We start from the raw sequence: 26,554 nt of genomic DNA on the forward strand, positions 1-26,554 counted from the left end.
CCGGCGTCGCGCGTTACTTGGACGCAGGCTGCATCGTGCCGCCCATCTGCGCGCAGGTGCCGGCCGGCACGTACTTCCACGACATCGGGTCTTTGTCGATCTTCGACTGACCCGCGCAGGCGTGGGCACTGCCGGGGCTGGCGCAATCGTTCTGACCGGCCTTGGCAACGCCGTAGCACTTTTCCTTGCCCGCAGCATCGGCGGCCTGGACAGGCGTTGACAGTGCGCCCAGCGCGAGCAGGCTACCCAGAGCGGCGGCGATCATGGCGTGTTGTTTCATTTGCGTTCTCCTTGAGTGAACAGGTGTCGTAGAACGGCTGCAGGGCGAAATCCCTCGCCGTACGGTGCACTGCGGCATTGCGCAGATGCGTTCCGTGCACCTTCGTCGGCGCATGGCTGCGTTCCTGACACGGAGAACAATTTTTTTTTTTGATTTTTTTTCGAGACGATCCAAAAAAAAGGCGGCCTCGATGGGCCGCCTTCAGATCGGACAGGAAAAATTTACTTGGCGTGGGAGGCGCGCGTGCGGGCTGCCTTCTTCGCGGCAGCCGAACGGCCTGCCGCGCCCTTGGTGGCGGCGCCTTTCTTGGCTGCTGACGAGCGCTCGCCGCTCGAACGCTTCGACGCCGCGCTGTGTGCCTGCTTGGACAACGATGATTGGGACGCCGCCGCGTGGCCTTCCTTCTTCAGCGTGCGGGTTGTGGTTTTACTGCGCTTGGCCGTGGATTCCTTGCTCGCACTGGCGTGGCTGCCGGTTTTGTTGCCCGTCTTGCTGCCGGCCTTGACATCATGTTCCGCCTTCTTGCGGGTGGAGGCCGATGCCTTGCCTTCCCCCGGCGGCTTGACGGCAACGCCAGAGCGGCGTGCCTTCGATAGACCAATCGCAATTGCCTGCTTGGTGTTTTTCGCACCGTGCTTGCCTTCGCGGATGTGATCCATCTCTTCCTTCACGAAGTTGCCCGCCTGGGTCGAGGCGGCTTTGCCGTGGCGCTTGTCGGCGCGCGCACGTTCTACGGTTTTGCGTTCCGGCATGGTGACGTCCTCCGTTGAGTTGGAGCGCCGGCCGGGAATGCTGTGAATCAACTCATGGATCAACGAACCGGCAGCGCTTGCGTCTACGGCCACGCAACCGGCGTACCTGCGCTGCCTGCGCGTCAGCCCACGCGGAAATGCTCGATGCTCTGTCCAGCGTTGACAGCGCGTTGGAGCCACTCCGGCATGTCGCCGGAGCCGTCCCAGTGCTGGCCGTCAGCGCTCATGTAGACCGGGCCGATAGGCGCCGCTGGTGGGGGCGGAGGTGGAGCGTCAAAGCAACCCTGCGCCTGCAGGTCTTCGATAGACAGGCCGTACATCTGCATCTGTTCCAGGATCCAGGCGATCGCATTTTCGCGACCCGGCTCCGGCGGGTGACCTTCCTTCATCTTGTACGCATGTTTTGGGGTTTCTGTCCGCTGGGTGCCAAAGGGAGAGAGAGGCAGGCGCAGGGCGCGCCGGGCGCCAGCGGAAAACGCACAAGAATAACAGCAGTTGGGCCGCCCATTCGTGTTGCCGGTGGGGCGGCCTATTGCGCGTATTGCGTTATTTGGAAACGGGAGATTCGGCCTGCGCCCGCAACCAGCGATACGGCGACCACCCCAGATTCATGCCCGCCGCCGCCAGCAGGATCGCGCCCGCACCCAAAAACTGCGCGAGCTGCAACCGGTGTCCGAACGCGACCATGTCCACCCCGATTGCAACGATCGGATAGATGAACGACAGCGACCCGGTCAGATGCGTCGGCAGCCGCTGGATGGCGCCATAGAGCAGGATGTACATCAACCCCGTGTGTACCACGCCCACCGTGACCAGCATCACCCACGCATGTGGCTCGGCCGGCGGATGCGACAGGTTGGCCAGTGGCGCCAGCATCAGCACGCCCACACACACCTGGATAAGCGCGATCAGATGCGGCGGCGTACCGGCCAGCTTCTTGATCAGGAGCGCGGCCACCGCATAGGCAAACGCCGCGCCCAACGCCATCGCAATGCCTGTCAGGTAATCGGTCCCCGCGCTGGCGGTTGGGCCCACTTGCACGATCGACACGACGCCGATAAAGGCGAGGGCCAGCCATGTGAGCTTGGCCGCCGTCAGTTTTTCCGACAGAAACAGCGCGCCAAGCCCCACCAGCATGAAAGGCTGCGTGTTGTAGACCGCCGTGGCAATCGAGATGGATGCGCGCGGATACGCTGCAAACAGCAGCAGCCAATTGACGACGATGGCCACGCCACCCAGCGCGGCGATGCCGGCGCGCGCCCACGTGATCGCGCCACGCAGCAGCCCCAGCCCTGCGCATACCCCCAGCAGCGTCAGCGCGCCGAACACGCAGCGCCAGAACACAACGTCGGCCACCGGCTGGCCGGAGCGGACGACAAACCAGCCGATTGTCCCGGAGATGATCATGGCGGCGGTCATTTCCACCGTGCCGCGCATCTTATCGTTCATGCGAACCACCTTGAGCGTTGGATGCAAGGAGGATCGCATGCGGATGGCCTGACTTCCATTGCTTTTCTAAGGCAAAATCCACGTTGAATCTCATAAAATAAGGCGAAACGCCCGAACGGACCACGGAAGTAAAAATGAACGCGATCGACGCCCTGGACCAACGCATTCTTGACGTCCTGTTGACAGATTCCCGCATCTCGCTCAAGCAGCTGGCCCAGCAGGTCGGGCTGTCGTCCCCCAGCGTGTCGGAGCGCCTGCGCCGGCTGGAAGAGCGCGGCGTGATCCGCAACTACACCGTCGACATCGACCCGGCGGCGCTGGGCTATACGTTGCAGGCCATCGTGCGCGTGCGGCCCATGCCGGGCAAGCTGCATATCGTGCAGCAACTGATCGAAGAGATTCCGGAGATCTGCGAATGCGACAAGGTGACGGGCGAGGATTGCTTCATTGCCCGCCTCTATGTGCGCTCGATCGATCAGCTCGATGAGATTCTCGACCGCGTGGCCTATCACGCCGAAACCAACACTGCCATCGTCAAGGCGCAAACGGTGAAGCGCCGCGCGCCGCCGTTTGCCGCCCCTGACTGACGTGCCGGCCGCTATGCGGTGACAGCGGGCTCCTGGATGGCAGCACGCGCCATGGCTTGCCGCAGATCGGCGATCAGGTCTTCTGGCGCCTCCAGCCCGACGTTGAGCCGCACCAGGCGACCTCGATAGTGATGATTCGGCCGCGCCAGATGCGGATAGGGCATCACCAGGCTGCTCGTGCCGCCCCAGCTCATGCCGATCCGGAACATGCGCAGCGCATCGATGAACGCGCTGACCTGCTCGGCCGAAACGCTTTCCTGAAACACCACTGAAAACACGCTCGTTGCGCCGGTAAAGTCGCGCTTCCAGAATTCATGGCCGGGGCATGACGGCAGCGCTGGATGCAGCACGGTGGCAACGCAATCCTGCAGATGAAGCCAGCGCGCCACCGCCAGCGTGGAGGCTTGCAGACGCTCAAGGCGCAGCGCCAGCGTTTGCAGGCCACGCAGTGCCAGGCTGCAATCGTCGGGCGAGGCGCCCATGCCCAGGTCGGCAAACGCGCTGCCCACCCGCTCGAACATTGCCTCCGAATTGACTGAGACCGAGCCGAGCAGGAGGTCGCTGTGACCGCCGACATATTTGGTCAGGGCTTGCATGCTGATGTCTACGCCGTGCGCGAAGGCGTCGAAGTACACGCCGGCCGTGTACGTGTTGTCGAGCGCTACCGGCACGCCGCGCGCATGCGCCGCGGCCACGATTGCCGGCACGTCCTGCACCTCCATCGTGACCGAGCCGGGGCTTTCAGTCCAAACAAGTGTGGTGTTCGGACGGATGAGCCCCTCGATGCCCGCGCCGATGAGCGGGTCATACGTTTCCACTTCGATGCCCATGCGTTTGAGCAGGCCGGCAGCCATGCTCCGGCTGGGCCCGTACGCGCTGAACGGCACCAGTGCGTGGCTGCCGGCGCCGCAGCACGCCAGGTAGATGAGCGCGATGGCAGCCTGCCCGCCTGGCACGATAAAGCTGTGGCGGGCGCGTTCCATTTGCGCAATCCGTGCGCCGAGTTCTACGGCGGTCGGTGTGCCGTAGAGGCCGTAGGTATAGCCGTGCTGCGCATGGCGCCAGTCGTCCACAACCTGCGTCGCGTTGTCGAACAGCACGGTTGAACCGCGGTAGACGGGTGTCACCAATGATCGGAAGCCGCCCGGGGCAAGCGTTTCCGGGCTGACGAGCTGGGATTGCCAATGCATGGGATGCGCCTCCGCGAGCGATGATGACGAAATGCTATGTCACGCGCGGGAAGCAGTTTCCGCTAATCTGGCCAGCCACACGCAAAAATTTCTCACCAAACCGGCTATGGCCCCTCCGAAATCGCTCGAACTCGACGCATTCGACATCGCCATCCTCAACGCCGTGCAGCGGTGCTACACCACGCCGCTGCGCGTGATCGGCGAGCAAGTCAATCTATCGACCGCCGCCGTGCAGCGGCGCATCAAGCGAATGGAGGAGGCCGGCGTCATCGTCGGCAACGTGGCCGTGGTGGACCCTGAGCGGGTCGGCAAACCCATCACCGTGATTGTCGAGGTGCACGCCGAGCGCACCAATACCGCGGCCGTGGCGGCGCTCAAAAAAGCACTCTCAGGCCCCGAGGTGCAGCAGTGCTACTACGTGACGGGCGAGGCGGACTTCGTCCTGATTCTGAACGTGGCCACGATGACCGAATACGAAGCCCTCGCGCGACGCCTGTTCGACGACAACGACAATATCAAGTGGTATCACACGGCCGTGGTGCTCAACCGCGTGAAGGTGGGGCTCGAAGTGCCGCTGGGCTAGCGACGCGTGCCGTTCCACCGCCTGCACAATGCGTCAATACGGGGATGAGGCTATAGTGCCGCAGCGCTGTGCCTGATAAGGTTCGCGCGCCATAACTCGTACGCTGGCACGACCGGCGTCCTTGAAGGTACCAAAGGAGCTCCTATGCAGAATCCAAGAACAGGCATGCGGTGGATCGCCGCCGCAATCGCATCGATCAGCATCACGACCGTCGCACACGCGGCGTCCGTCGCCCCCGTGGCCGCAGAGAACGGCATGGTCGTCTCGGCACAGCACCTGGCCAGCAAGGTCGGCGTGGAAGTGCTCAAGCGCGGCGGCAACGCGGTCGACGCTGCCGTGGCCGTGGGCTACGCCCTGGCCGTGGTCTATCCGGCTGCCGGCAACCTCGGCGGCGGCGGTTTCATGACCATCCAACTGGCCGATGGCCGCAAGACCTTCCTCGACTTCCGTGAAGTCGCCCCGAAGGCCGCCACCGCCAACATGTACCTGGACAAGGACGGCAACGTCATCAAGGGCGCGTCCACCAAGGGACACCTGGCTGTCGGTGTGCCCGGCACCGTGTCGGGCATGGAATACGCCCGCGAAAAATACGGCACCATGCAACGGGCTGCATTGATCGCGCCGGCCATCACGCTGGCCGACAAGGGCTTCGTCCTCGATCAGGGCGACGTCGACATGCTGCACACGTCCACCAAGGACTTCCAGGAAGACGCTGCATCGGGCGCGATCTTCCTCAACAAGGGCCAGCCGTTCCAGGTGGGCGAGAAGCTGGTTCAGCACGATCTGGCCAAGACGCTGCGCGAGATCAGCAACAAGGGCACCGACGGCTTCTACAAGGGCTGGGTCGGGCAGGCCATTGCTGCATCGAGCAAGGCCGGTGGTGGCCTGATCACGCAAGAAGACCTCGTCAGCTACAAGACGCGCGAACTGGCGCCGGTCGAGTGCGACTACCGCGGTTATCACGTGGTGTCGGCACCGCCCCCGAGCTCGGGCGGCGTGATCATCTGCGAAATGCTGAACATTCTGGAAGGCTATCCGCTGAAGGATTTGGGCTGGCATTCCGCGCAGGCCACGCACTACCAGATCGAAGCCATGCGCCACGCCTATGTGGACCGCAACAGCTACCTGGGCGATCCGGATTTCGTGAAGAACCCGCTGGACCGTCTGCTGAGCAAGGACTACGCGGCCAAGATCCGCGCCGTGATCGACCCGAAGAAGGCGGGCGTGTCGAAGGACATCAAGCCGGGCGTCGAGCCGCATGAAGGCAGCAACACGACGCACTACTCGATTGCCGACAAGTACGGCAACGCGGTGTCGGTCACGTACACGCTCAACGACTGGTTTGGCGCGAAGGTGACGGCCGCCAAGACGGGCGTGATCCTGAACGACGAGATGGACGACTTCACGGCCAAGGTCGGCGTGCCGAATCTGTACGGCCTGGTGCAGGGTGAAGCCAACTCGATCGCCCCGGGCAAGCGTCCGCTGTCGTCGATGAGCCCGACCATCGTCACCAAGGATGGCAAGCCCGTCATGGTGGTGGGCACGCCGGGCGGCAGCCGCATCATCACGGCCGTCATGCTGACCATGATCAACGCGATCGACTACGGCATGAACGTGCAGGAAGCCGTCGACATGCCGCGCTTCCACCAGCAATGGCTGCCGGACGTGACCAACGTCGAGCCGTATGCCCTGTCGGACGATACGCGCAAGATCCTGACGTCGATGGGCCACAACTTGGGCGCGCCGCAGCCGGCCAATCATCTGGCGGCGATCATCGTCGGGGCGCCGTCCCTGGGTGGCAAGCCGATTGGCAACAACCGGTTCTATGGCGCGAATGATCCGCGTCGCAACACGGGGCTGGCAGCCGGTTATTGATCGGCATTGCAGCACCCGCAGTACGAACAAAGCCCGCCAAGTTTCGGCGGGCTTTTTCTTTGCGAGGTTCCCGGGTCAGGCCGCAGCAGTCAATACCGGCAGATTGCCCTCGCCAAAGCCGTGGTGTCCGCGGCGCTGCACGATCTCGAAGAAGATCTCGCCCGGGTGGCGCTTGATGAAGGTCTGCAGGAACAGTTTGGGCACGCCGTCGACGATCTCGCCGTCGACCAGGATGCCGTATCGGCGCAGGGCTTGCAGATCCAATCCGTGACCCGGCAAGCGCGCGTCGATGGTGTCGTAATAGTGCGCGGGCGGCTCGACGAAGGTGAGGCCGTTGGCGGCGAGCGATGTGGCTGTGCGCAGGATGTCGTCGGTCGCCAGTGCAATGTGCTGTACGCCCTCGCCGGGGTGGTCGGGCAGGTAGGCGTGCATGAGGTGCGCGCGGTGCGTCCCTTCTTCATAGAGCGGAATCCGGATCATCCCGCAAGACGACACCATCACACGTGAATCCGCAGCGACGTGCCAGTTGGCGTGCAGCTCGTGAATTTCGCTGAAGCCGAGCTGGTTGCGGTAGAAGTCGATCCAGTCCTGCAAGCGCCCGGGGCCGACGGTTTGCGTGAGGTGGTCGACACGCGCCAGTCCGACGCCTGCGTGGTGCCAGTCCTCATGCGCGGTCGCAGTGTCCAGCGGCCGGAAGTCGATGTCGTAGATGGAGATGTCGCCCAGGCCACCTTTGGCACCGTGCTTGCCGCGCCAGCGGTCGACAAAGTACAGGTGCGTATCGCCCACGCCCTGGATGGCCGGGATCACCAGTTCGCTCGGGCCGATGGGCTCGGCCTCGGCCGGCCATGCCCCCAGTTCGACGGCGCGGTCGTAGGCGCGCTGGGCATCGTCGACGCGGATGCCGATGGCGCAGATGCCCACGCCGTATTCCTCGGCCCAACGGTGCGCGAACGAATCGGCTTCCGCGTTGACGAGGAAGTTCATGTCGCCTTGCCGATACAGCGTGACGTCCTTGCTCACATGCCGCGCGATGGCCTTGAAACCCAGCGATGCGAACACCTGGCCGAGCACGGCGGGCGTTTGCGTGGCGAACTCAATGAACTCCAAGCCGGCGGTCTTGAACGGCAGGTCGGCGTTGCGGCTCATGGTCAAACTCCTGTGGCTGAGGCAAAGAATGAGGACCCCGCATTGTGTACCACGCAGGTGGCGATGCGCACCCCACAGTTGCTACGCGGCAGCCCTTTGTGGATTCGGCTGATGCTGCAGCTTTGGCAGCCAGAGAAATGCGATGGTCGCCAGCACGGCGCCGGCAAGCATCATGGGCGCCACCATGGGCCAGGCGCCGAGGCTGTGCGAGGCGTCGTCAAACGCGGCTGCGGTCTGCCCCAGGCAGAAGGCCGCCAGCATCATGATGAAGCCCGACCAAGACACGGCACGCCCCGCGAGATGCGGCAGCTCGCCTACTGCGCCTGCCTGGCCGCAAGGCTGGTGAATGCCATGGCCCATGCAATAGACTGCGTGCCCGAGCAGCAGCGGCCACGCGTGTCCCGGAAGCAGCCAGCAGCCCAGCGCCTGGATGCACGCGCCGGCCACGCTGAGCGTTGCGCCTTGCTGTACTGTCCGCACAAGGCTTTGGCGACGCAGCAAGCGTCGGCATCCTGTCGTGCTGAGGATATAGACGAGCGAGCCGCCGGCCGGTATCCAGCCATAAAGCTCCGGTGATAGGCCGAGGTATGCGATGTAGACCATCGGCGAAAGCAGGAGGAAGCAGAAGATGCCGGCATAGGTGGCGGCTGCGAGCAAACCCCAGGCGCGAAAATCCGCGCTCGAAAAAATTGCCCGCACGCTGCCCACCTGCGCCGGTGTCTCGTGTCGGGTTTCGGCAAAGCCGTACCAGCACATCGCCCACAGCACGATTGCATAAAAGCTCATGCCCACCAGCACCCAACGCCAACCGGCGTGTTGTGCGACGAAGGCGCCCAGAATCGGTGCCATCAACGCCACGAAACCGAGCCCAGTGAGGCCGCGCGCCATGACGTGCGGACCATCGCGGGCCGGGTGCAGATCGCGTACGGCAGCACGTGCGCACACCAGGATCGCGGCCATCGAGAAACCCTGGAGGGCGCGCGCCGCGGTCAGCATGGAAGCACTGACCGCCAGCGCGCCGGCCAGCGCAGCCATGGCATAGCACGCGAGCCCGATCAGCAGCACCTGGCGGCGGCCAAAACGGTCGGCAAGGCTGCCCATCGGGAGTTGCCCGATGCCAAAGGCCAGCGCGAAGACCGTGAGGCTCGTGCTGGCCGATCCCAGTGTCTGGGCAATCGCTGGCAGGGCGGGGAGGTAGCTGTCGGTCGCAACCGGCTGTGCCGATAGCAACAGCGGCAGCAACAGGGCAAAGCTCAGAGGGCGACGCGTCATCGGGTCAGTAGGCGATGGCTGCACTGCGCCGCAGTTCCTCTGCTGTGGCGGTGCCGAAGCCGAAGAACTCCAGATACGCGGGAATCATCTCGAACAGCATGTCGGTGCCGACCTGGACGTCGCAGCCCTTGTCGAGCGCCGCACGCAACAGCGGCGTGTATTCGGATTTCATGACGACCTCGCCGACAAAGCAGCTCGGCGCAATGCGTGCCACGTCGAAGGGCAGCGGATCGTCTTCCTTCATGCCAACCGGCGTAGCGTTGACGACCACATCGAAGCCATCCGGATCATTCGATCCCGTGCGCACCGCGAGCGCGGGGTAGTGCTCGAGTAGACGTCGGCCGAGCGATTCGGCGGATTCTGCGCGCGTGTCGTACAGAGCCAGCTCGCTCACCCCCGCAGCCGCCAGCGACGCCGCAATTGCGCAGCCGACCCCCCCGGCCCCCGAAAGCAATACGCGCGCGCCTTCGAGCTGACGCCCCTTGCGCAGCACGCCGCGCACGAAGCCCGCACCGTCGAACTGGTCGCCGAGCAACGTTCCGTCATCGCGCTTGAGCACTGCATTGCAGGCGCCCGCGATCCGCACGGCGGGCGTGACTTCATCGACCAGCTCCACCGTGGTGACCTTGTGCGGCATGGTGATCAGCGCACCGCGCAGGTTGGTGAAACGGCATATCGATTCGAAGCTCTGCGGGTAATCCTCCGCCCTGACCCCCATCGGGACCACAACGGCATCGATGTCTTGTTGCTCGAACCAGGGGTTGTAGATCATCGGTGACTTAAACGTCTCCGTCGGGTAGCCGATGTGGGCGATGAGCGTCGTTTTTCCAGAAATCATGGTTCAGGTGTGCGTGTTTCAGGCGGCCAAGGCTCCGGCCCGCTGGCGGGCATATTCGGCCTTGTCGACGGGTTGGGCGGCTGGCTGGCCCAGCTCGTCCATGTGGATGCGGTAGGTCTCGCGTGCGCTCATGGCGGCGGCTGCGGCAACCACCGTGACGCCGAATGCAATTGCACCTACGGTCAACCAGATGTTGGCCGCGCCCGGCGGCGCGACGGCGGTGAAAACGGCGGGCAGCATGGCGGTGATGGCGGTGCCGATATTCTGCGAAATCGCCATCGCAGAGACCCGGGTGCGCGTGGGGAACAGCTCGGGATAGAAGCTCGGGAACACCGCGTTATAGCCTTGGTAGACCACGCCCCACATCAGAATCGACATGGCAAACGCGAGGGGCACGTTCTTGATGCTGATGGCGTACAGATAGGCAAACGCCAGCAGGCCGGCGAGCAGCGAACCGATGACGATGGGCGGCTTGCGGCCGATGCGGTCGGACAAGTCGCCAACATACGGAATGACCAGCACGGCAACGATGTTGCCCACCACCGGAATCCACAGGTAAATATCTTTGGCGAAGCCGATGCCGTAAGCCGGCTGCACCGCATAGGCCGCGCCAAAAATGGTGGCCACCACAGGAATCACGTTCATCAGCGCCATGCACACCACGCGCAACATGTTGGGCGTGCTGTACTTGAAGGCGTCGATGACCGGTGAGCGAGGGCGCGCCTGCTGTTCTTTTTCTGCCGTGAAGGCGGGCGTCTCATGCACTTCGCGGCGGATCACGTAGCCCGCGATGATGACCACGAAACTCAGCACGAACGGAATGCGCCAGCCCCAGGTGTTGAACTGTTCTGCGGGCATGTAGTGCGCCAGCGGCAGGAACACGGCAGCAGCCAGAATCTGGCCGGCTTGCACGCCTTGCAGCGTAAAGCTCGCATAGAATCCGCGCCGGCCAAACGGCGCGTGCTCAAGGATCATCGAGCTGGCGCCGGAAATTTCACCGGCCACGGCAAAACCCTGAATCAGCCGCATGATGACAAGAAGGGTGGGGGCCCACAGCCCTACTTGGTCGTAGGTTGGCAGCAGACCCACGGCAATGGTCGAAAAACCCATCAGGAACATGCACCACAGGAGCACGTTCTTGCGCCCGTGCGTATCGCCCAGGTGGCCCAGCACGAAAGCGCCGATCGGCCGGGCGACATAGCCCACGCCGTACGTTGCGAGCGAAGCGATGATGGCCGTCTTGGGGTCGCCCTTGGGGAAGAAAATCTGCGGAAAGATCAGCGCCGCTGCGGTGGCGTAGATAAAGAAGTCGTAGTACTCGAGCGCCGAGCCGATCCAGCCGCTGGCGGCGGCTTTCTTCGACTGGTGCTTGCCCAGGGGTTCATGGGCAGGGGCTGCGGTCATGGTGGTCTCCGGTTTTGTCTGTGCGGCCTGTTGTGCATTGGGTGCAACGGGTGCAACGAGTGCAATGAAGGGCCGTCTGTACACGCACCGCAGCGTAGTCCGCCGCCAAGGCGGGGCACAAGCGACTGTCGGGTCGAGGCGTTCGATAATCGCACAGTGTGGTGCGAATAACGTACGACTCAAGGGTTTCTCCGAGTCCGTACGCGTGGCAAAGCGCGGGCTTGGCACGCCGGAAATGCGCGGAGCACTAGAGCACCCGCATGATGGATAGTGCGGTGTCCTGCAGCACCTGCAGCACACGTTGCAAGGCGTGCTCCGTGGTTTCATCGCCGACTTGCATGTTCACGCTCAGCGCTGCGATCACGTTGCCGTGCCGGTCACGCAACGGCACGGCCACGCCACGTACGCCAATCTGCAACTGCTGTTCGACCACGGCGTAGTCCTGCCTGCCGGCTTTGCGGATTTCATCGAACAGACGGTCGCGCTGCAGGATCGTGTAGGGCGTATAGGGCGTCAGCACGCACGTTTCCAGCCATGCCTTGACCTTCTGCTCGGGTTGCGCGGCCAGCATCATCACCCCGGCCGACGCAAGCGGCGCCGGCACGCGGGCGCCCAGCACGAACCCCGTGCTCATGACGCGGCTGGTGCTGGTGCGCGAGATGAAGACGAGTTCCCAGTCGTCCAGCACGCTGAGGTACGCCACCTCCCCAACGGCGGCGGTCACCTGTTGCAGGAAAGGCTGCACCGTGCGTGGCAGCCGCGCCGAATCAAAGTAGGACCAGCCCACCTTCAGCACCCGCGGGGTCAGGCTGAACAGTGTCCCTTCGCTGGTGAGGTAGCCCAGGTGCTCGAGCGTCAGGAGGTAGCGGCGCGCAGCGGTGCGGGTCAGACCTGTCAGCTCTGCTGCCTGGGTGGGTGTCAGGCGCGGGTGCTCGTGATCGAACGCCTCCAGGATCGCGAGCCCTTTTTCCAATCCGGCGATCCAGTCGCGCCGGTTCAGCGGTTCCTTCGTCATGGCGATAACCCTAAAAACGAGCGATATGTGCGCACGATTGTACGATCATCGCACGCTGTTGCGCGAATGCCGCTTGTGAGCGTCAGGGCTCGGCACCTACGCTGCGGGCATTGACAGACGCCCGACCCACGCTTCGCCATGAATCCGCTCCGCGCAGCGCGCCATCCCAAATGCATCGCCACCGTGTGCCTGTCCGGCACGCTGCCTGAAAAGTTGGAAGCGGCAGCCGCTGCCGGCTTTGACGGCATGGAGATGTTCGAGAACGATTTGCTGAACTTCGACGGCTCGCCGGCGCGCGTGCGGCAGATGGCAGCAGACCTTGGGCTGGCGATCATGCTGTACCAGCCGTTCCGCGATTTCGAGGCCATGCCGCGTGAGTTTGTTGCCCGCAACCTCGCCCGCGCGGAGCGCAAGTTCGACGTCATGGCCGAGCTGGGCGTTGAGATGGTGCTGGTGTGCAGCAACACACAGGACATCGCCATCGACAATCCGGCGCGTGCTGCAGACGACCTGCGCCAGATGGCAGATGCTGCGGGCCGGCGCGGGCTGCGCGTCGGCTACGAGGCGCTGGCCTGGGGGCGGCACACCCGGACGTGGCGCCAGGCGTGGCAGATCGTCAAGCAGGCAGATCATTCGGCGCTGGGGCTGATTCTCGACAGCTTTCACACGCTCGCGCTGGGCGACTCGCTGGATGGCCTCATCGAGGTGCCGGCGGACAAGCTCTTCTTCGTGCAGTTTGCGGATGCCCCGAAGTTGTCGATGGACGTACTGTCCTGGAGCCGCCATCACCGCAATTTCCCAGGGCAGGGCGAGTTGGCCGTCACGGCATTTGCACGCGACCTGCTTGCCGCGGGCTACACCGGCCCGCTGTCGCTCGAAGTCTTCAATGACGAGTTTCGTGCAGCGCCTGCGCGCTTGACCGCGCTCGACGGCATGCGCTCGCTGCGCTGGCTGGAGTCCGAGGCGGGCGGTGCGCCATTGCCGGCCCCCGCTCGTTTTGGCGGCGTGGATTTCCTCGAGTTTGCCGTGGACGCCCCGGCCGGACGGGAGCTTGAAACGCGCCTGCGCGCGCTGGGTTTTACCCTTGCGGGGCACCATCGCTCCAAGGCTGTCGACCTGTATCGGCAAGGCGGCGTCAACGTGATCCTGAACATGGAGCAGGACAGCGCGGCGTCGGAGCATTTCGAGCTGCATGGTCCGTCTGTCTGCGCGATCGGCCTGCGGGTGGACGATGCCGAGCGCGCCATCGCACGCGCACGCGAACTGTGCGCTCAGGAATGGCGCGGGCCGGTGGGCCCAAGGGAGCGCAGCATTCCAGCGCTGCGCGCGCCTGACGGCACGTTGCTCTATTTGATCGACGATCGCCAGGCCGATCGCAGCATCTACGAGAGCGATTTTGTCTTGCTGCCGCAAGTGCAGGACGATGCGGGGTGGGCATCGATCGACCACGTTGCACAGGCGCTGCCGGCGCATCGGCTTGATAGCTTCGTGCTGTTCTACCGCGCCATCTTCGGCATGCAGGCTGAAGCGATGCAGGAGATTGCCGACCCGTACGGCCTTGTGAAGAGCCGCGCCATGGTGAGCCCGGATCGCAACGTGCGAATTCCGCTCAACGTATCGGAAAGCGGGCGCACGGCCACCGGTCGTTTCATTGCCGCCTACGCAGGCTCAGGCGTGCATCACATTGCCTTGCGCACCGAGCGGCTGTTCGAAACCATTGAAGCCATCGACCGCAGTGCCGCCCACCTGCAGCACGTGCCCGAGAACTATTACGACGACGTCGCTGCCCGGCTCGGGCTCGACGATGCACTGGTCACGCGCCTGCATGACGACGGACTGCTCTACGACCGCGACCCTTTCGGCGATTTCCTGCACGCCTACACCGAACCGTTTCGCGAGCGCTTCTTCTTCGAGCTTGTCCAGCGCAACGGCTACCTGGGCTACGGCGCAGCAAACGCCGGCGTGCGCATGGCTGTGCAGGCCCAGTTGAGCCGCCAAGACGCCAACCCCGGCGGCTGAACCCACTCCACCGATCCACCCATCACCCGCCCTGGGCCAGTGCAGTCGTGGGCGATTTCAACGTAGCAACGGCTGCGCGGGCGGCCATCGCACATCCACACCCGCCATATCGATACAAGGAGACAAGGGAGCCATGAACAAGACAATGATCGCCGCACTGGTACTCGGAGCCACGAGCCTGCCGGCAGCGGCCCAAAGCGCGGGCGGTGTCACGCTCTATGGGCTGATCGACACCACCATCCGCTACAGCACGCACGAAAACGCGGCAGGCAACAGCAATCTGCAGATGATGGACGGCGTGCTGACGGGCAGCCGCTGGGGCCTGCGTGGCACCGAAGATCTGGGTGGCGGCACCAAGGCCATGTTCATCCTCGAATCGGGGTTCTTTCCTGACACCGGTGGCAGCCAGCAGGGCGGGCGTCTGTTCGGACGTACCGCGGTGGTCGGCCTGGAAGGCGACTACGGCAAGCTGTACCTCGGCCGGCAATACACGCTGGCGCACGAGGTGTTGTCTTCATACGAGGCAATGGCGTTTGCCAACAACTCCATCGTCGGCTATCAGGGTGGCAACTACACCGGCCTGCGCTACGACAACACGGTCAAATACATCAAGTCGTTCGGGGGCCTGCAGCTTGCCGGCGCATGGACGTTTGGCGAGCAGGCCGGCAGCTTCAGCAAAAGTTCGGCCGGTGCTGGCTCGATCGTCTACAGCATGGGCCCGGCTGAAGTGGGCGCGGTGTATCAGGTCACGCGCGATGTGTCGTCGGCGTTCTTCGGCGCGGTGCCGGCAGCGCTGGCCAGCAAGCAGACGGTCTGGGGCTTTGGCGGCAAGCTCGATACGTCGATTGCCACGTGGTACCTCGGCTATACGAACAGCCGTCTCGACGTGGCCGACTACAAGAACCAAGCCGCCTATGTTGGCGCAAAGGTGCCGATCTCCGGCGCACTGAGCTTCATCGGCACCGTGCAGTACGACTGGATGAAACACCTCGATGCCAGCGGCAAGCGCCTGACCACCGCGGGCATGCTCGACTACGCCTTCAGCAAGCGCACCGACGTCTACGCCGAAGTTGACTACACCCGCCTGCAGGGCGCCTGGGTTGCTCTGAACAGCGCCGCCGCATTCAACAATTCGGGCAACACGTACGGCAACAACTCGCGGTTGGGCGTGATGCTGGGCGTGCGACACAAGTTCTGACTGCTTGGTTCGTTCTCGCAATGAAAAAAGCCCGCCAATGTTCCGGCGGGCTTTTTTCATGCTGCGATCAATGCAGCGGGCAATCTCGCGCGATCACGTCGCCTACCATGGCAGCGGTTGCGCCAGACAGCGTCCAGCCCAGATGCCCATGGCCCGTGTTGTAGAACACGCGCGCGTGCCGCCCACGGCCGACGCGCGGCATCATGTCCGGCATCATCGGGCGCAAGCCGGCCCAGGGCACCACACGCGACGTACCAATCGCAAAGTTGCGGCGCGTCCACGCCACCAGCGGTTCGATGCGGTCCGCGCGGATGTCGCGGTTGTAGCCGTTGAATTCCGCCGTGCCCGCCACGCGGAAGCGGCCAGTGCCCAGGCGGCTCGTCACGATCTTTGCGCTCTCATCCAGCAGGCTGACCCACGGCGCGCCTTGCACGCTGGCATCGTCGTCCAGGTGCACGGTGATCGAATAGCCCTTGACCGGATACACGTTGATGCGATCGCCCACCAGTTGTGCGATATGCCGGCTGCCCACGCCCGCGCACACGACCATCGCATCGGCGGCAAGGTCCTGTACGACATTCGCCGCGGTGGTGGAAAGGCGGTCATCGAGCGTGGTTTGCAACAGCAGGCGCACGCCGCTTTCGGAGGTTTCCACATCGCGCACATCCACGCCGTGCATGAATCGCACGCCGCGCTTCTCACACGCCTGCGCCAGGCCGCGCGTGAACTTGTGGATGTCACCGGTGGCGTCGGATGCGGTGAAATAGCCGCCGTAGTAGTTGCCGCGCAGCGTCGGCTCAATGGCGGCAATCTCCTCGGGGCTCACGGCGTGCCGCTCAAGCCCGCCGGCGACGAGCAGGGCGTTGGCCTTGCCTGCTGCCGCAAAGCTGGCCTTGTCGTGATAGACGTGCAGAATGCCGCGCTTCTGCAGGTCGAAATCGATCTGCTCCCGTTCGGCCATCGCAAACAGATGCTTGCGTGCCTCGATGGCCATGCGGGTGGTCTCGATGGTGTTGCGGCGGTAGTGCGCGATGCTGGCGACGAACTCGCCGATCCACGAGTATTTGTGCCACGAGGGCTTGGGATTGAGCAGCAGCGGGGCGTCGTTGCGCAGCATCCATTTGATGCCTTTGAGCAGCGTGCCGGTGCTGTTCCAGACTTCTGCGTTGCTGGCGGAAAGCTGCCCGCCGTTGGCGAACGAGGTTTCCATGGCCGGGTACAGGTGGCGGTCGAGCACCGTGACCTGATAGCCGAGTTGCGAGAGCGTGTAGGCAGTGGTGACGCCGGATATGCCGGCGCCGACGATGACGATGTGCGTCATGGCGGTCCCTATGGAGTGATGTGATGACCGGACGATCCGGTCGGCTCACCCCATCTGTCTTGGGACCTGAGAGCTTGGGCACGAGCAGCGCTGGCGCCTTCCCCTTCGGTGGGCGCACGCGTGTACGCCTCTCTCCAGATTCGCAGTCGACGCCACAGTCCTTTTGCCTGAGAGTTTCCGGGGTGGTTGCTCCATCGGCGCCGGGCGGTGCGCGTATGTGCGGTGAGCCCGGTCTCTCCTGCGGCGTGTTGCAGCTGTCGTTGGTGCGTCAGCCGCGCCTGCGTGCTGCCGGTGGGGGCAGCGGGAGCGAGTGTGTCACGGGTCGTGACGTTCGGCAAGTCGCGCTGTAGCGGATGCAACGGGAGGCGTGTCGTCCTTCAGGTCCACGCCGCTGCGGCCGAGCGCCAGCGCGCCATTGAGCAGGAACATCAGCCGGGTCGCTGCCTGGTCATAGGCCAGGCCGGCCGGCCGCACATTGGAAATGCAGTTGCGCTCCGCATCGGAGCGGCCAACGCGCGGCGCGTAGGTCAGGTAAATGCCCAGGCTGTCAGGCGAACTCAACCCCGGCCGCTCACCGATCAACATCACCACCTGCCGGGCGCCAAGCAACGCACCGATCTCGTCCCCCAGGGCAACGCGGGACTGCTCGGCGATGGCGACTGGGCCGATCGACCACCCGGCCGGCAGGCGCTCACGCACGCTGCACAGCAGTGGCACGGCATGGCTTTGCGCCGCCAAAGCGGAGAGGCCATCGGCAATCACGAACACCACATCGAATGGCTGCGCTGGCCGCAACGCACCAAGCCTTGCGCGGCTGGCATCGTCGAGCCGACGGCCAAGGTCGGGACGGCGCAGATACTCCGCGCGCTCAGCAGCCGCGCTATGCACGGCCACCGCCGTGAAGCCCGCCTGTTCGAGGGCGGCCGCAATTGCGGCGCGATCGAGCGGCAAGTGCACGGCATCGCGCGCCTGGGCATGCGCCACGCCAAACGCAAGTACGGCGTCGGTCGTCTGGCTGTTGCCGGCACGGCCCAGCGCGATACGGGCGTCGGTAAAGGCGCGCAGGTGCGCCCACGGATTCAGCTGAACGAGGGAGTGTTTCGGCATGAGCGGCGTCCCAACGAATTCACAGCGCGTGAGCCAGCTGCAACAGCGGTTGCCGCGCCGTGGCGTCTTGCAGGCGGCCGGCAGTATCGACGATGCCCATGCTTTGCAGCCACGTCTCGAACTCCGGTGCGGGGCGCAACCCCAGCGTGTCGCGCAGATAGAGGGCGTCATGAAACGACGTGCTCTGGTAGTTCAGCATGATGTCGTCGGCGCCCGGCACCCCCATGATGAAATGGATGCCCGCCACGCCAAACAGCGTAAGCAGCGTATCCATGTCGTCTTGGTCGGCCTCTGCGTGGTTCGTGTAGCAGACGTCGCAACCCATTGGCAGGCCCATCAGCTTGCCGCAGAAGTGGTCTTCCAGCCCGGCGCGGATGATCTGCTTGCCATCGTAGAGATACTCCGGCCCGATAAAGCCGACAACCGTGTTGACCAGCAACGGCGAGAACGCCCGCGCCACGGCATAAGCACGGGCTTCCATCGTTTGCTGATCGATGCCGTGATGCGCATTGGCCGACAACGCGCTGCCCTGGCCGGTCTCGAAATACATCACGTTGTTGCCGACCGTACCGCGCGCCAGGCCCTGCGCAGCATCGTGCGCTTCCGCCAGCAAGGCGAGGCTGATGCCGAAGCCTGCGTTGGCCTGCTCGCTGCCCGCCACCGACTGAAACACCAGGTCAACCGGCGCGCCCTGGTCAATGGCGCGCAGTGTGTTGGTCACATGGGTCAGCACGCACGACTGCGTGGGGATGGCGTAGCGATTGCGCAGTTCATCGACCAATCGCAGCAGCGAGACAATGGCACCGAGATTGTCGCCAGCGGGGTTGATGCCGATGGTCGCATCGCCGCACCCATAGAGCAGGCCGTCGATGATCGACGCTGCAATGCCTTTGGGATCGTCCGTCGGGTGATTTGGCTGCAGCCGGACTGACAGTCGGCCGGGCAACCCGATGGTGTTGCGAAAGCGCGTGACGACGCGGCACTTGCGTGCCACGGCGATCAGGTCCTGATTGCGCATCAACTTGCTGACCGCTGCAGCCATTTCCGGCGTGATGCCGGGCGCGGTGCCGGCCAGTGCCTGGCTGTCGGTCTCATGCAGGAGCAGCCAGTTGCGGAATTCGCCCACCGTGAGCGAGGCGATCGGCTGGAAGGCCTGAGCGTCGTGCCGGTCAACAATCAGGCGGGTGACCTCGTCCTGTTCATAAGGGATCAGCGCTTCGTTAAGGAACGTCGACAGCGGCACGTCTGCCAGTGCCATCCGTGCGGCCATGCGTTCGGCTTCGCTGGCTGCGCCCAGGCCTGCCAGATAATCGCCTGAGCGTGCCGGGCTGGCTTTGGCCAGCAGCGTCTTGAGATCCTTGAACACATGGCGCTGTGCGCCAATGGCCTGAGCGAAGTGCATGATGGGATACGCGAAAGCGTCCAATGACGGTGACGGCAATATCTATCCTGCCACTTTAGTTGCCTTCCAAGCCATGGCTGCAATGTTCTAATACGCGTTTCTCAAGCGTCGATATCCTGCGCCAATGACCGCATCTGCCACTCCGTCCCGCACACATCAAGCGGCGTCTGCCATGGAAGTGCTGGCGGTTTTCCTCAGGCTGGGTCTCACGAGTTTTGGCGGCCCGGTCGCGCATATCGGCTATTTCCGCCGCGAGTTCGTGGAGCGTCGGCGCTGGCTGGACGACGCCACATTCACCGATCTGGTTGCGCTGTGCCAGTTCCTGCCGGGGCCTGCGAGCAGCCAGGTCGGGTTTTCTGTCGGGCTGCTCCGGGCGGGATGGCGCGGCGGGTTGGCGGCGTGGTGCGGCTTTACGCTGCCCTCCGTCCTGTTGCTGCTGGCCTTTGCGATGCTCGCGCCGCGCCTGGGCGGCCCGGTTGGAACTGGCCTGATCCACGGTTTGAAGCTGGTTGCCGTTGCGGTGGTGGCGCAGGCCGTGTGGGACATGGCGCGCAAGCTTTGTCCTGACTGGCAGCGCGCGGGCATTGCGTTGATCAGCATCACCGTGCTCAGCGCGCTGACGACTGTTTACGCGCAACTCGTCGTCATCGTGCTCGGCGCCGGGCTTGGGCTGGCGTTATGTCGATCGTCCCAGCGAGCCAGTGGCGGAGCGGGGAAGGGGCAGGAAACCGCATTCCGGGTGCCCCACGCGGCCAGCATTGGCAGCTTGGTGCTGTTCTGTGCGCTGCTGTTCGGCCTTCCGGTGGTCGCGGAGCTTCATCCGTGGATGCCCGCCAAGGTCTTCGACGCGTTCTATCGTTCAGGCGCGTTGGTATTCGGGGGCGGGCACGTCGTGCTTCCGCTTCTGGAGCATCAGACGGTCGCCACGGGTTGGGTCACCCCGAACGATTTCCTCGCGGGCTACGGTGCTGCGCAGGCCGTGCCGGGGCCGTTGTTCACCTTTGCCGCCTTTCTCGGCTGGACGATCGGGCCGGGGCTGAACCACTGGGCCGGGGCTGCACTGGCCACGGTGGGCATTTTTCTGCCGGGCCTGCTGCTGGTCATCGCGGCATTGCCTTATTGGCAGGCGTTGCGCGCGCGTCGTTCCATGGCGGCTGTGCTGGCGGGTGTGAATGCGGCCGTGGTTGGATTGCTGGCGTTCGCCCTTTACACGCCCGTCTGGACGAGCGCAGTCCGGTCATGGAGCGATGTTTCCGTCGCGGTGATTGCGTTCTTGCTGCTGACACGATGGAAAACGCCACCGTTGATCGTGGTGGCGTTGTGTGCGGCGGCAGGGGTCGCCGCCGCCATGCTGGGCTGAAACGCCGCGCTTCCCCGCGAGCGGCAACCGGTAATTGGCAACCGGTAGCCGCGCAGAGCACCCGCGTCACTCATCCATCAACCGAACCCTGACTTTCTTGCCCTTCATCGTGCCGGCATTGAGCTTGCGCAGCGCCTCGCGCGCGATGCCGCGTTCGACCGCGACGTAGGTCGAGAATTCCGTCACGTTGATCTTGCCGATCTGGTCGCCGCGAAAGCCGGCATCCCCGGTCAGTGCGCCGAGCACATCGCCGGGGCGGATCTTCTCCTTGCGCCCACCCAGAATCTGCAGCGTTTCCATGGGCGGCAGCAGCGGCGCATCGTTGCCGGTATCAAGCTCGTCGAGTTTGTGCCATTCGACCTCACGGCCCATCGCTTCTTCGATGTTGCCGACGCGGCCCATCTCGTCCATGCTGGCGAGGCTCAACGCCCAGCCGTTGTCATCGGCTCGGCCTGTGCGGCCAATCCGGTGCACATGCACTTCGGGATCAGGCGTCACGTCAACGTTGATCACCGCTTCGAGCTGCGCGATATCGAGCCCGCGCGCGGCAACGTCTGTCGCAACCAGCACCGAGCAACTGCGGTTCGCGAACTGGATCAACACCTGGTCGCGTTCGCGCTGTTCGAGTTCGCCATGCAACGCCAGCGCGTGAATGCCCTGCGCGCGCAGCACGTCGAGCAGGTCCCGGCATTGCTGCTTCGTGTTGCAGAACGCGAGCGTGCTCACCGGCCGATAGTGCTTGAGCAGCAGCCCGACCGCATGCAGCCGCTGGCTGTCGGTCACCTCGTAGAAGCGCTGGCGAATCTTGCTGTCGTCGTGGCGCTCTTGGAGTTTTACTTCTTTCGGGTTGCGCAGAATCCGCTGGCTCAGCTTCGCAATGCCTTCCGGGTACGTTGCCGAGAACAGCAGCGTTTGCCGGTCGGCCGGGCATTGGCGCACGACCGTCGCGATGTCGTCGAAGAAGCCCATGTCGAGCATGCGGTCGGCTTCGTCGAGGACAAGCGTTTTCAGCGCGCCGAGCCCGAGGTTGCCGCGCTCGAGGTGGTCCATGATGCGTCCTGGCGTGCCGACGATGACGTGGGCGCCGTGCTCCAGGCTGGCTGCCTGGGGGCGCATGGGTGTGCCACCGCAGAGCGTCAGGACTTTCACGTTCTCTTCGGCGCGGGCCAGGCGGCGGATCTCCTGCGCAACCTGATCGGCAAGCTCGCGCGTGGGGCAGAGCACCATCGCCTGTACGTCGAAGCTGCGCGCGTCGAGCCGTGCGAGCAGGGCCAGCGCAAACGCTGCGGTTTTGCCGCTGCCGGTCTTGGCCTGCGCGATCAGGTCGTGGCCCGCAAGGGCGATCGGCAGGCTTGCGGCCTGGATCGGCGTCATGTCGGTGTAGCCAAGCTGCGTGAGGTTCGCCAGCACGGCAGGGGGGAGCGCCAGGGTGCTGAAAGGCGCGGCGGTCGGTTCGATGGTCATGTCGTTGCGTTGAATCACTTGAGCGGCTTGCCTTCGATTTGCTTGTAGATGACCCGGCCGTCTTTGGTTTCGACGCGTTTGAGATAGTTGCGAGCGCCGCATAGCGCACAGCGGAACAGCGGCCCTTGGCCCTCGTCTTTAATGGCGACCTCGGAAAGCTGCCACTGCGTGCCGCAGCTCTGGTTGATGCAAGTGAACACGGTTTTCTCTAGATGGATGTGTCGTAGCGCCCCGGAGACGAGGCATGTGGAATCGGGCCGCAAGTGCGCCGGGTTCAGTCTGAATGCAGGAAGCGAATGAAACGCTGGCGCCGGTTGTACCACGGAAACGCCCCGCCTTGGGACAAGTAGCGGTTCCCGCTCAAATTCCCCGCCTTGGCTTCCCGGCGCGCAGTCTGCTGCCATACCGAAAGCCTTCAACGCCAAGAGCTGCGACGAACATTCCGTAAAAACGAAGCTCAGACAGTAGCGATCCCAACCTCCTGAGCAAAACTTGCCAGGATCAGCGACCGCACACCCTCTGATCTGCAGGAGGTCGATTCCTGACGCAAAGCCAACGCAATCCTGGGAATGCTACTGCGCCGTCGCGCGATCCGAATGTGCATCCAACAGCCCGTTGGTCTCGTATATCGGTTGCTTCCACGTTGCGAAGCGCCACGATAGAGGTCAACGATGAAACGGTATCAACTGGCAAAGTTGTCTGGTGTTCTGCTTTCCCTCGCAATCATTTCTGGCGGCTATGCGTCCGTGTCGATGGCTGCAATGGGCGATGGCGAAGCGACCACCATGGTGGGCGGCGCTCCGATGTATCCGTCCAAGAACATTATTCAAAATGCGGTCAATTCGAAGGATCACACCACGCTTGTTGCGGCCGTGAAGGCAGGCGGCTTGGTTGAAACGCTGTCTGGGCCAGGGCCATTCACCGTGTTTGCACCGACCAACCAGGCCTTTGCGGCGCTGCCGGCCGGCACGGTCGATCAGTTGCTCAAGCCGGAAAGCAAACCCACCTTGGTCAAGGTGTTGACCTATCACGTGGTGCCCGGCCGGCTTACGGCGCAAGACCTGATGAAGGCCGTCGCAGATGGCGGCGGCAAGGCGATGCTCAAAACCGTGGAGGGCGATCCGCTCACGGTCATGCAGAAGGGCGACCGCCTGACCGTCACTGACGACAAGGGCGGTGTCGCCGTCGTGACGATCGGCAACGTGTACCAGTCGAACGGCGTGATTCACGTCGTGGACAAGGTATTGATGCCGTAACCCATCTTGTGAAGCGCAAGGGCGTATGCCCTTGCGCGCTCGAATCATGACGGGAGGAAGGCAATGTCATCTCAATTTCGCTACGCTCAAGACGTTCATTGCGGGAAGCACGCCGGTGATATACCTTTGCCGCATCCCGTCATGGGCAACCGAGGCAGGCGAAATCATATGCACGTTGTCGGAGCATCTTTGCCCGAAGCCGAGGGCACGTTATCAGCGCGCCAGGAAGCCGCCCGCGAGCGGCTTGCTGAGCTGCTCAAGCAGACGGGCGAAGGAAGCAAATCGGCGTTCGCAGAACTCTACACGCTGACTTCTCCCAAACTCTATTCGTTGGCGTACACCATCCTGCGCAGTTCAGGCGAAGCCGAAGACGTGCTGCAGGATATATTCGTCGCCATCTGGCAACGCGCCGATCAGTTCGATCCGCAGCGGGGGACCGCCATGACATGGTTGATCTCGCTCACCAGGAACAAATCGATCGATCGACTTCGGCAGTCGCGCGAGACCACTGCCGAAGAGGCGGATTGGGGCCAGATCATTGATGAGCGGGCAACGCCATCCGAAGTGGTGGACATGAGTCAGGAGCGTCGGCGTCTGGAAAGTTGCCTTCGCAAGCTGGAGGGGCGCCAGCGTGGTGTGATCGTGGAAGCGTTCTATACCGGGGTGACTTACGCTGAACTCGCCGCGCGTCTGAGCGTACCGGTCGGCACCATGAAAACGTGGGTGCGACGCAGCCTGCTTCAACTCAAAATGTGCCTGGAGCAGCAGTCATGACGCCAGATCGCGATCTGGAATGCGCCGAATACGTTCTCGGTTTGCTGGACACCGAAGAGCGTAGCGCCGTGGAGCGTGCACTGCATGAAGAGGCTGGGCTGCAAGCAGCAGTCGATGCTTGGGCGTCTCGTCTTTCACCCCTTGGTGAGACTGTGACTTCCAGGCAGCCACCGGCGCGTGTGTGGAGGCGAATCGAAGCCGACTTGGGGCTCGTCGAACGCACTGGCACGCCCCAGTCTGTTCCGGAGTCTCGCATGCAGCGTTTCTGGAACAGCATTCAGTTCTGGCGACTGGTGGCGCTCGCGACAACCTTTGCAATGGTCGCCGTCGTCGCGGTGAATCTCTTCCTTGTACCGACCTCGGAAGCCCCGTCCGGGCTGAAGTCGGCTTATGCTGCCACGGCCATCACCGGGGACGATGGCGTGCCCCATTGGACCGCGACCGTCGACAAAGCAAAGCGCGAGATCATCGTCGTGCCGGCCGTCGCATTTCAGGTTTCGGACAGTGCTTCAACAGAACTCTGGCTGATTCCAGAAAACAGCAAACCGATTTCGTTGGGCGTCTTCCCCTCCAATCGCTCGACTTCAATTGTGTTGTCGAAGGAAAACGCCGCCAAACTCAATGCCCGTTCAGCGCTGGCTGTTTCGGTAGAGCCCAAAGGCGGTTCTCCGACGGGTCAAGCGACGGGTCCTGTGGTCGGCAAGGGCGCCATGCATGAGACGTGATGCGATTGTCTATCTCTGCGTAGGTAGCTTCAATGCCGCAGTGCTGCTCAACACTGTTTGAAGCGCCGAGCAACGTCGTGGTCACGTAGCTTGTCACGCTCGTGTTGCCTTTGCGCCTAGTGACCAGTGCGTGGAGGGGCGTGCGCTCACAACCGTCGACTTCAACCTCGTAGATATGCGTGCGGGCGGCGCGGAGTGCACCGCCCTCGGCACTTAGAGCAGGCCTGCAAAACCCGAAAGCGCCAGCGACGCCACTGCTACGACGGTCAGTACGCTGCGTAGCCGAAAGTACCAGGCAGGTATTGCGCCGCGACGCGCAAACACAGCGTCCGTCAACCAGCAGACCGCCAACACAACGGCCATCCTGACAAGAGCAACGGGCACCTCGCTGCTGATTGCGACCACCCAGGCAGCGAGCGATGGAACAACGCTCCAGACGAGTTGCACGCGAGGCACGCGCGTTGCGCTTGCCGTGCGAAGGGCGAGACCCCAGTGCACTGCCCCTACAAACGACGTAATGCACGTCGCATACACCAGCAGTGAACGTTGGTACTCAACGCGGCTTGATGTATCCCCCAGAGAGAGCCCGGCCAGCACGATGAAGGGTATGAGCCCGCCAATACCGAGCAAGGCTGCGAAGCCGCGCTGGCTCGCCGTATCCGTAGTCATGACTTTGGTGGTATGACCAATCGCCCGTGACCGCCATCCACGCCGATTTGTTGGCCGGTGATCCAGGATGCTGCAGGGCTGAGCAGGAACTCCGCTAGCGCCGCGGTATCGTCTCCTTGTCCGAGCCTGCCCAGTGGATTCGCCTTTGCAAGTCGCTCCGCAACTGCTGGCGCACTGGTCAGTCGAGATGACATTGCTGACGACGTCAACCCCGGATGGATGCAGTTCACGCGGATATTCCGTTCCGCATAGGTTGCCGCAGCTGACTGCGCAAGTGCAGCGACGGCTGCCTTGGCACTGGCAATGGCCTCGTGATTCGGGAAGCCCGCAGTGGCGGCAACCGAGCCGATTAACACCGCACTTGCGGGAGCCTTGTGACTAAGGGCTTGCTGCACAAACAAGCGCAATGCATTCCACGCCGAAAAGAAATTCGCGTCGAGTGCCTGCGTAAGTTCGTGATCGGACGTGAGGTGGAGCGGCCTGATGATGATCGATCCGACGCAGTGAGCTAGACCTGTCGGGGCTCCGAATTGCGCCACCCCCGCTTCAATAGCACGCTGAGCGCTACTGCGATCTGCGACGTCGGCCGGGCACACAAGAGTCGGAGCTGCCTGAAGGCCTTCAGCGAGTTGCTCCAACTTACTCTGATCTCGCGCTGTGAGTACCAAAGGAATGCCCGAGCTGCTCAAACGTCGCGCCAGGGCGGAGCCCACGGCGCCGCTCGCTCCAGTAATCCATACAAATCCCATCTTTGCTTCCCGATAGGTTTCCAACCGAACACAGACAACGCAAGGGTCGTGGGCAGGCTCAATACCGATCGCTCAAACCGGTTCATGGTCACCGTCACGTGGCGCGCCAGAGTGAG

The 26,554-nt window shown here is 63.6% G+C and carries 26 protein-coding genes and 1 riboswitch; of the genes, 9 read left to right on the plus strand and 17 right to left on the minus strand.

Annotated features, from left to right (window positions below; all coding sequences use genetic code 11):
* Positions 1-13: 13 nt before the first annotated feature.
* The 4 genes from N5B55_RS19785 to N5B55_RS19800 form a co-directional block, all read right to left on the minus strand.
* The gene (locus tag N5B55_RS19785; RefSeq protein WP_027679010.1) at positions 14-280 is read right to left on the minus strand and encodes a BufA1 family periplasmic bufferin-type metallophore; all 267 of its coding nucleotides are present in this window, start codon (positions 278-280) and stop codon (positions 14-16) included.
* A gap of 221 nt (positions 281-501) precedes the next feature.
* Positions 502-1,032: a DNA-binding protein gene (locus tag N5B55_RS19790; RefSeq protein ID WP_304541444.1), complete on the minus strand. Its 531-nt coding sequence runs from the start codon at positions 1,030-1,032 to the stop codon at positions 502-504.
* 122 nt (positions 1,033-1,154) lie between these two features.
* Positions 1,155-1,421, minus strand: coding sequence for an H-NS family nucleoid-associated regulatory protein (locus tag N5B55_RS19795; protein ID WP_304541446.1), 267 nt, complete (start codon positions 1,419-1,421; stop codon positions 1,155-1,157).
* A gap of 157 nt (positions 1,422-1,578) precedes the next feature.
* Positions 1,579-2,481, minus strand: coding sequence for a DMT family transporter (locus N5B55_RS19800; protein ID WP_304541448.1), 903 nt, complete (start codon positions 2,479-2,481; stop codon positions 1,579-1,581).
* 134 nt (positions 2,482-2,615) lie between these two features.
* On the opposite strand from N5B55_RS19800, the gene N5B55_RS19805 reads away from it, so the two are divergent.
* The gene (locus N5B55_RS19805; RefSeq protein ID WP_304541450.1) at positions 2,616-3,068 is read left to right on the plus strand and encodes an Lrp/AsnC family transcriptional regulator; all 453 of its coding nucleotides are present in this window, start codon (positions 2,616-2,618) and stop codon (positions 3,066-3,068) included.
* Between the two features lie 11 nt (positions 3,069-3,079).
* On the opposite strand, the gene N5B55_RS19810 is transcribed toward N5B55_RS19805, so the two are convergent.
* Positions 3,080-4,258, minus strand: a complete 1,179-nt coding sequence (locus N5B55_RS19810; RefSeq protein ID WP_304541452.1) for a cystathionine beta-lyase — start codon at positions 4,256-4,258, stop codon at positions 3,080-3,082.
* Positions 4,259-4,364: 106 nt separating this feature from the next.
* Here N5B55_RS19810 and N5B55_RS19815 point away from each other — a divergent pair, with 106 nt between their 5' ends.
* Together N5B55_RS19815 and ggt are read left to right on the plus strand one after the other, a co-directional pair.
* Positions 4,365-4,841, plus strand: a complete 477-nt coding sequence (locus N5B55_RS19815) for an Lrp/AsnC family transcriptional regulator (protein WP_304541454.1) — start codon at positions 4,365-4,367, stop codon at positions 4,839-4,841.
* A 144-nt stretch (positions 4,842-4,985) separates the two neighbouring features.
* Complete coding sequence (ggt, locus tag N5B55_RS19820; RefSeq protein ID WP_304541456.1) at positions 4,986-6,716, plus strand: gamma-glutamyltransferase; 1,731 nt, start codon at positions 4,986-4,988, stop codon at positions 6,714-6,716.
* 75 nt (positions 6,717-6,791) lie between these two features.
* Here the strand turns inward: ggt and N5B55_RS19825 are convergent, their stop codons facing one another.
* From N5B55_RS19825 to N5B55_RS19845, 5 genes are all read right to left on the minus strand, one after another.
* Entirely contained in the window at positions 6,792-7,865 is a 1,074-nt protein-coding gene (locus N5B55_RS19825) for a 4-hydroxyphenylpyruvate dioxygenase family protein (RefSeq protein ID WP_304541459.1), read from the minus strand.
* Positions 7,866-7,946: 81 nt separating this feature from the next.
* Positions 7,947-9,137 (minus strand): MFS transporter, encoded by a 1,191-nt coding sequence (locus tag N5B55_RS19830; RefSeq protein ID WP_304541461.1) that lies wholly within the window; start codon positions 9,135-9,137, stop codon positions 7,947-7,949.
* Positions 9,138-9,141: 4 nt separating this feature from the next.
* On the minus strand, positions 9,142-9,975 hold the full coding sequence (locus N5B55_RS19835) for a shikimate dehydrogenase family protein (RefSeq protein WP_304541463.1): 834 nt from the start codon (positions 9,973-9,975) through the stop codon (positions 9,142-9,144).
* 18 nt (positions 9,976-9,993) lie between these two features.
* On the minus strand, positions 9,994-11,379 hold the full coding sequence (locus N5B55_RS19840) for an MFS transporter (protein ID WP_304541465.1): 1,386 nt from the start codon (positions 11,377-11,379) through the stop codon (positions 9,994-9,996).
* 247 nt (positions 11,380-11,626) lie between these two features.
* On the minus strand, positions 11,627-12,394 hold the full coding sequence (locus tag N5B55_RS19845; protein ID WP_154205871.1) for an IclR family transcriptional regulator domain-containing protein: 768 nt from the start codon (positions 12,392-12,394) through the stop codon (positions 11,627-11,629).
* Between the two features lie 138 nt (positions 12,395-12,532).
* On the opposite strand from N5B55_RS19845, the gene N5B55_RS19850 reads away from it, so the two are divergent.
* Together N5B55_RS19850 and N5B55_RS19855 are read left to right on the plus strand one after the other, a co-directional pair.
* Positions 12,533-14,413 carry a bifunctional sugar phosphate isomerase/epimerase/4-hydroxyphenylpyruvate dioxygenase family protein gene (locus tag N5B55_RS19850; protein WP_304541469.1) on the plus strand — a complete coding sequence of 627 codons (1,881 nt, stop codon included), beginning with the start codon at positions 12,533-12,535 and terminating at the stop codon, positions 14,411-14,413.
* Between the two features lie 133 nt (positions 14,414-14,546).
* Positions 14,547-15,611, plus strand: coding sequence for a porin (locus tag N5B55_RS19855; RefSeq protein WP_304541476.1), 1,065 nt, complete (start codon positions 14,547-14,549; stop codon positions 15,609-15,611).
* A gap of 67 nt (positions 15,612-15,678) precedes the next feature.
* Here the strand turns inward: N5B55_RS19855 and N5B55_RS19860 are convergent, their stop codons facing one another.
* From N5B55_RS19860 to N5B55_RS19870, 3 genes are all read right to left on the minus strand, one after another.
* Positions 15,679-16,932 carry a D-amino acid dehydrogenase gene (locus tag N5B55_RS19860; RefSeq protein ID WP_304541480.1) on the minus strand — a complete coding sequence of 418 codons (1,254 nt, stop codon included), beginning with the start codon at positions 16,930-16,932 and terminating at the stop codon, positions 15,679-15,681.
* A 145-nt stretch (positions 16,933-17,077) separates the two neighbouring features.
* Positions 17,078-17,183: riboswitch (glycine riboswitch) on the minus strand.
* A 64-nt stretch (positions 17,184-17,247) separates the two neighbouring features.
* The gene (eutC, locus tag N5B55_RS19865; RefSeq protein WP_304541482.1) at positions 17,248-18,039 is read right to left on the minus strand and encodes an ethanolamine ammonia-lyase subunit EutC; all 792 of its coding nucleotides are present in this window, start codon (positions 18,037-18,039) and stop codon (positions 17,248-17,250) included.
* A gap of 19 nt (positions 18,040-18,058) precedes the next feature.
* Positions 18,059-19,441, minus strand: coding sequence for an ethanolamine ammonia-lyase subunit EutB (locus N5B55_RS19870; RefSeq protein ID WP_304541486.1), 1,383 nt, complete (start codon positions 19,439-19,441; stop codon positions 18,059-18,061).
* A 124-nt stretch (positions 19,442-19,565) separates the two neighbouring features.
* On the opposite strand from N5B55_RS19870, the gene chrA reads away from it, so the two are divergent.
* Positions 19,566-20,801: a chromate efflux transporter gene (gene chrA / locus N5B55_RS19875; RefSeq protein ID WP_304541489.1), complete on the plus strand. Its 1,236-nt coding sequence runs from the start codon at positions 19,566-19,568 to the stop codon at positions 20,799-20,801.
* A 66-nt stretch (positions 20,802-20,867) separates the two neighbouring features.
* On the opposite strand, the gene dbpA is transcribed toward chrA, so the two are convergent.
* Both dbpA and N5B55_RS19885 read right to left on the minus strand, forming a co-directional pair.
* Positions 20,868-22,265 (minus strand): ATP-dependent RNA helicase DbpA, encoded by a 1,398-nt coding sequence (gene dbpA, locus N5B55_RS19880; protein ID WP_304541495.1) that lies wholly within the window; start codon positions 22,263-22,265, stop codon positions 20,868-20,870.
* Positions 22,266-22,279: 14 nt separating this feature from the next.
* On the minus strand, positions 22,280-22,465 hold the full coding sequence (locus N5B55_RS19885) for a hypothetical protein (protein WP_304541500.1): 186 nt from the start codon (positions 22,463-22,465) through the stop codon (positions 22,280-22,282).
* 471 nt (positions 22,466-22,936) lie between these two features.
* On the opposite strand from N5B55_RS19885, the gene N5B55_RS19890 reads away from it, so the two are divergent.
* The 3 genes from N5B55_RS19890 (at position 22,937) to N5B55_RS19900 (ending at position 25,020) form a co-directional block, all read left to right on the plus strand.
* Positions 22,937-23,521, plus strand: a complete 585-nt coding sequence (locus tag N5B55_RS19890) for a fasciclin domain-containing protein (protein ID WP_065855166.1) — start codon at positions 22,937-22,939, stop codon at positions 23,519-23,521.
* A 63-nt stretch (positions 23,522-23,584) separates the two neighbouring features.
* Positions 23,585-24,295 (plus strand): sigma-70 family RNA polymerase sigma factor, encoded by a 711-nt coding sequence (locus N5B55_RS19895; RefSeq protein ID WP_065855167.1) that lies wholly within the window; start codon positions 23,585-23,587, stop codon positions 24,293-24,295.
* Positions 24,292-25,020 (plus strand): anti-sigma factor, encoded by a 729-nt coding sequence (locus N5B55_RS19900; protein WP_154205878.1) that lies wholly within the window; start codon positions 24,292-24,294, stop codon positions 25,018-25,020. Before N5B55_RS19895 ends, N5B55_RS19900 begins: the two co-directional genes overlap by 4 nt.
* A gap of 213 nt (positions 25,021-25,233) precedes the next feature.
* On the opposite strand, the gene N5B55_RS19905 is transcribed toward N5B55_RS19900, so the two are convergent.
* Positions 25,234-25,689, minus strand: coding sequence for a DUF3429 domain-containing protein (locus N5B55_RS19905; RefSeq protein ID WP_304541511.1), 456 nt, complete (start codon positions 25,687-25,689; stop codon positions 25,234-25,236).
* Positions 25,686-26,438, minus strand: coding sequence for an SDR family NAD(P)-dependent oxidoreductase (locus tag N5B55_RS19910; protein WP_304541517.1), 753 nt, complete (start codon positions 26,436-26,438; stop codon positions 25,686-25,688). Before N5B55_RS19910 ends, N5B55_RS19905 begins: the two co-directional genes overlap by 4 nt.
* Between the last annotated feature and the right edge of the window lie 116 nt (positions 26,439-26,554).

Source organism: Ralstonia pickettii, from assembly GCF_030582395.1.
In the GTDB taxonomy this organism is placed as follows: Bacteria; Pseudomonadota; Gammaproteobacteria; order Burkholderiales; family Burkholderiaceae; genus Ralstonia; species Ralstonia pickettii_D.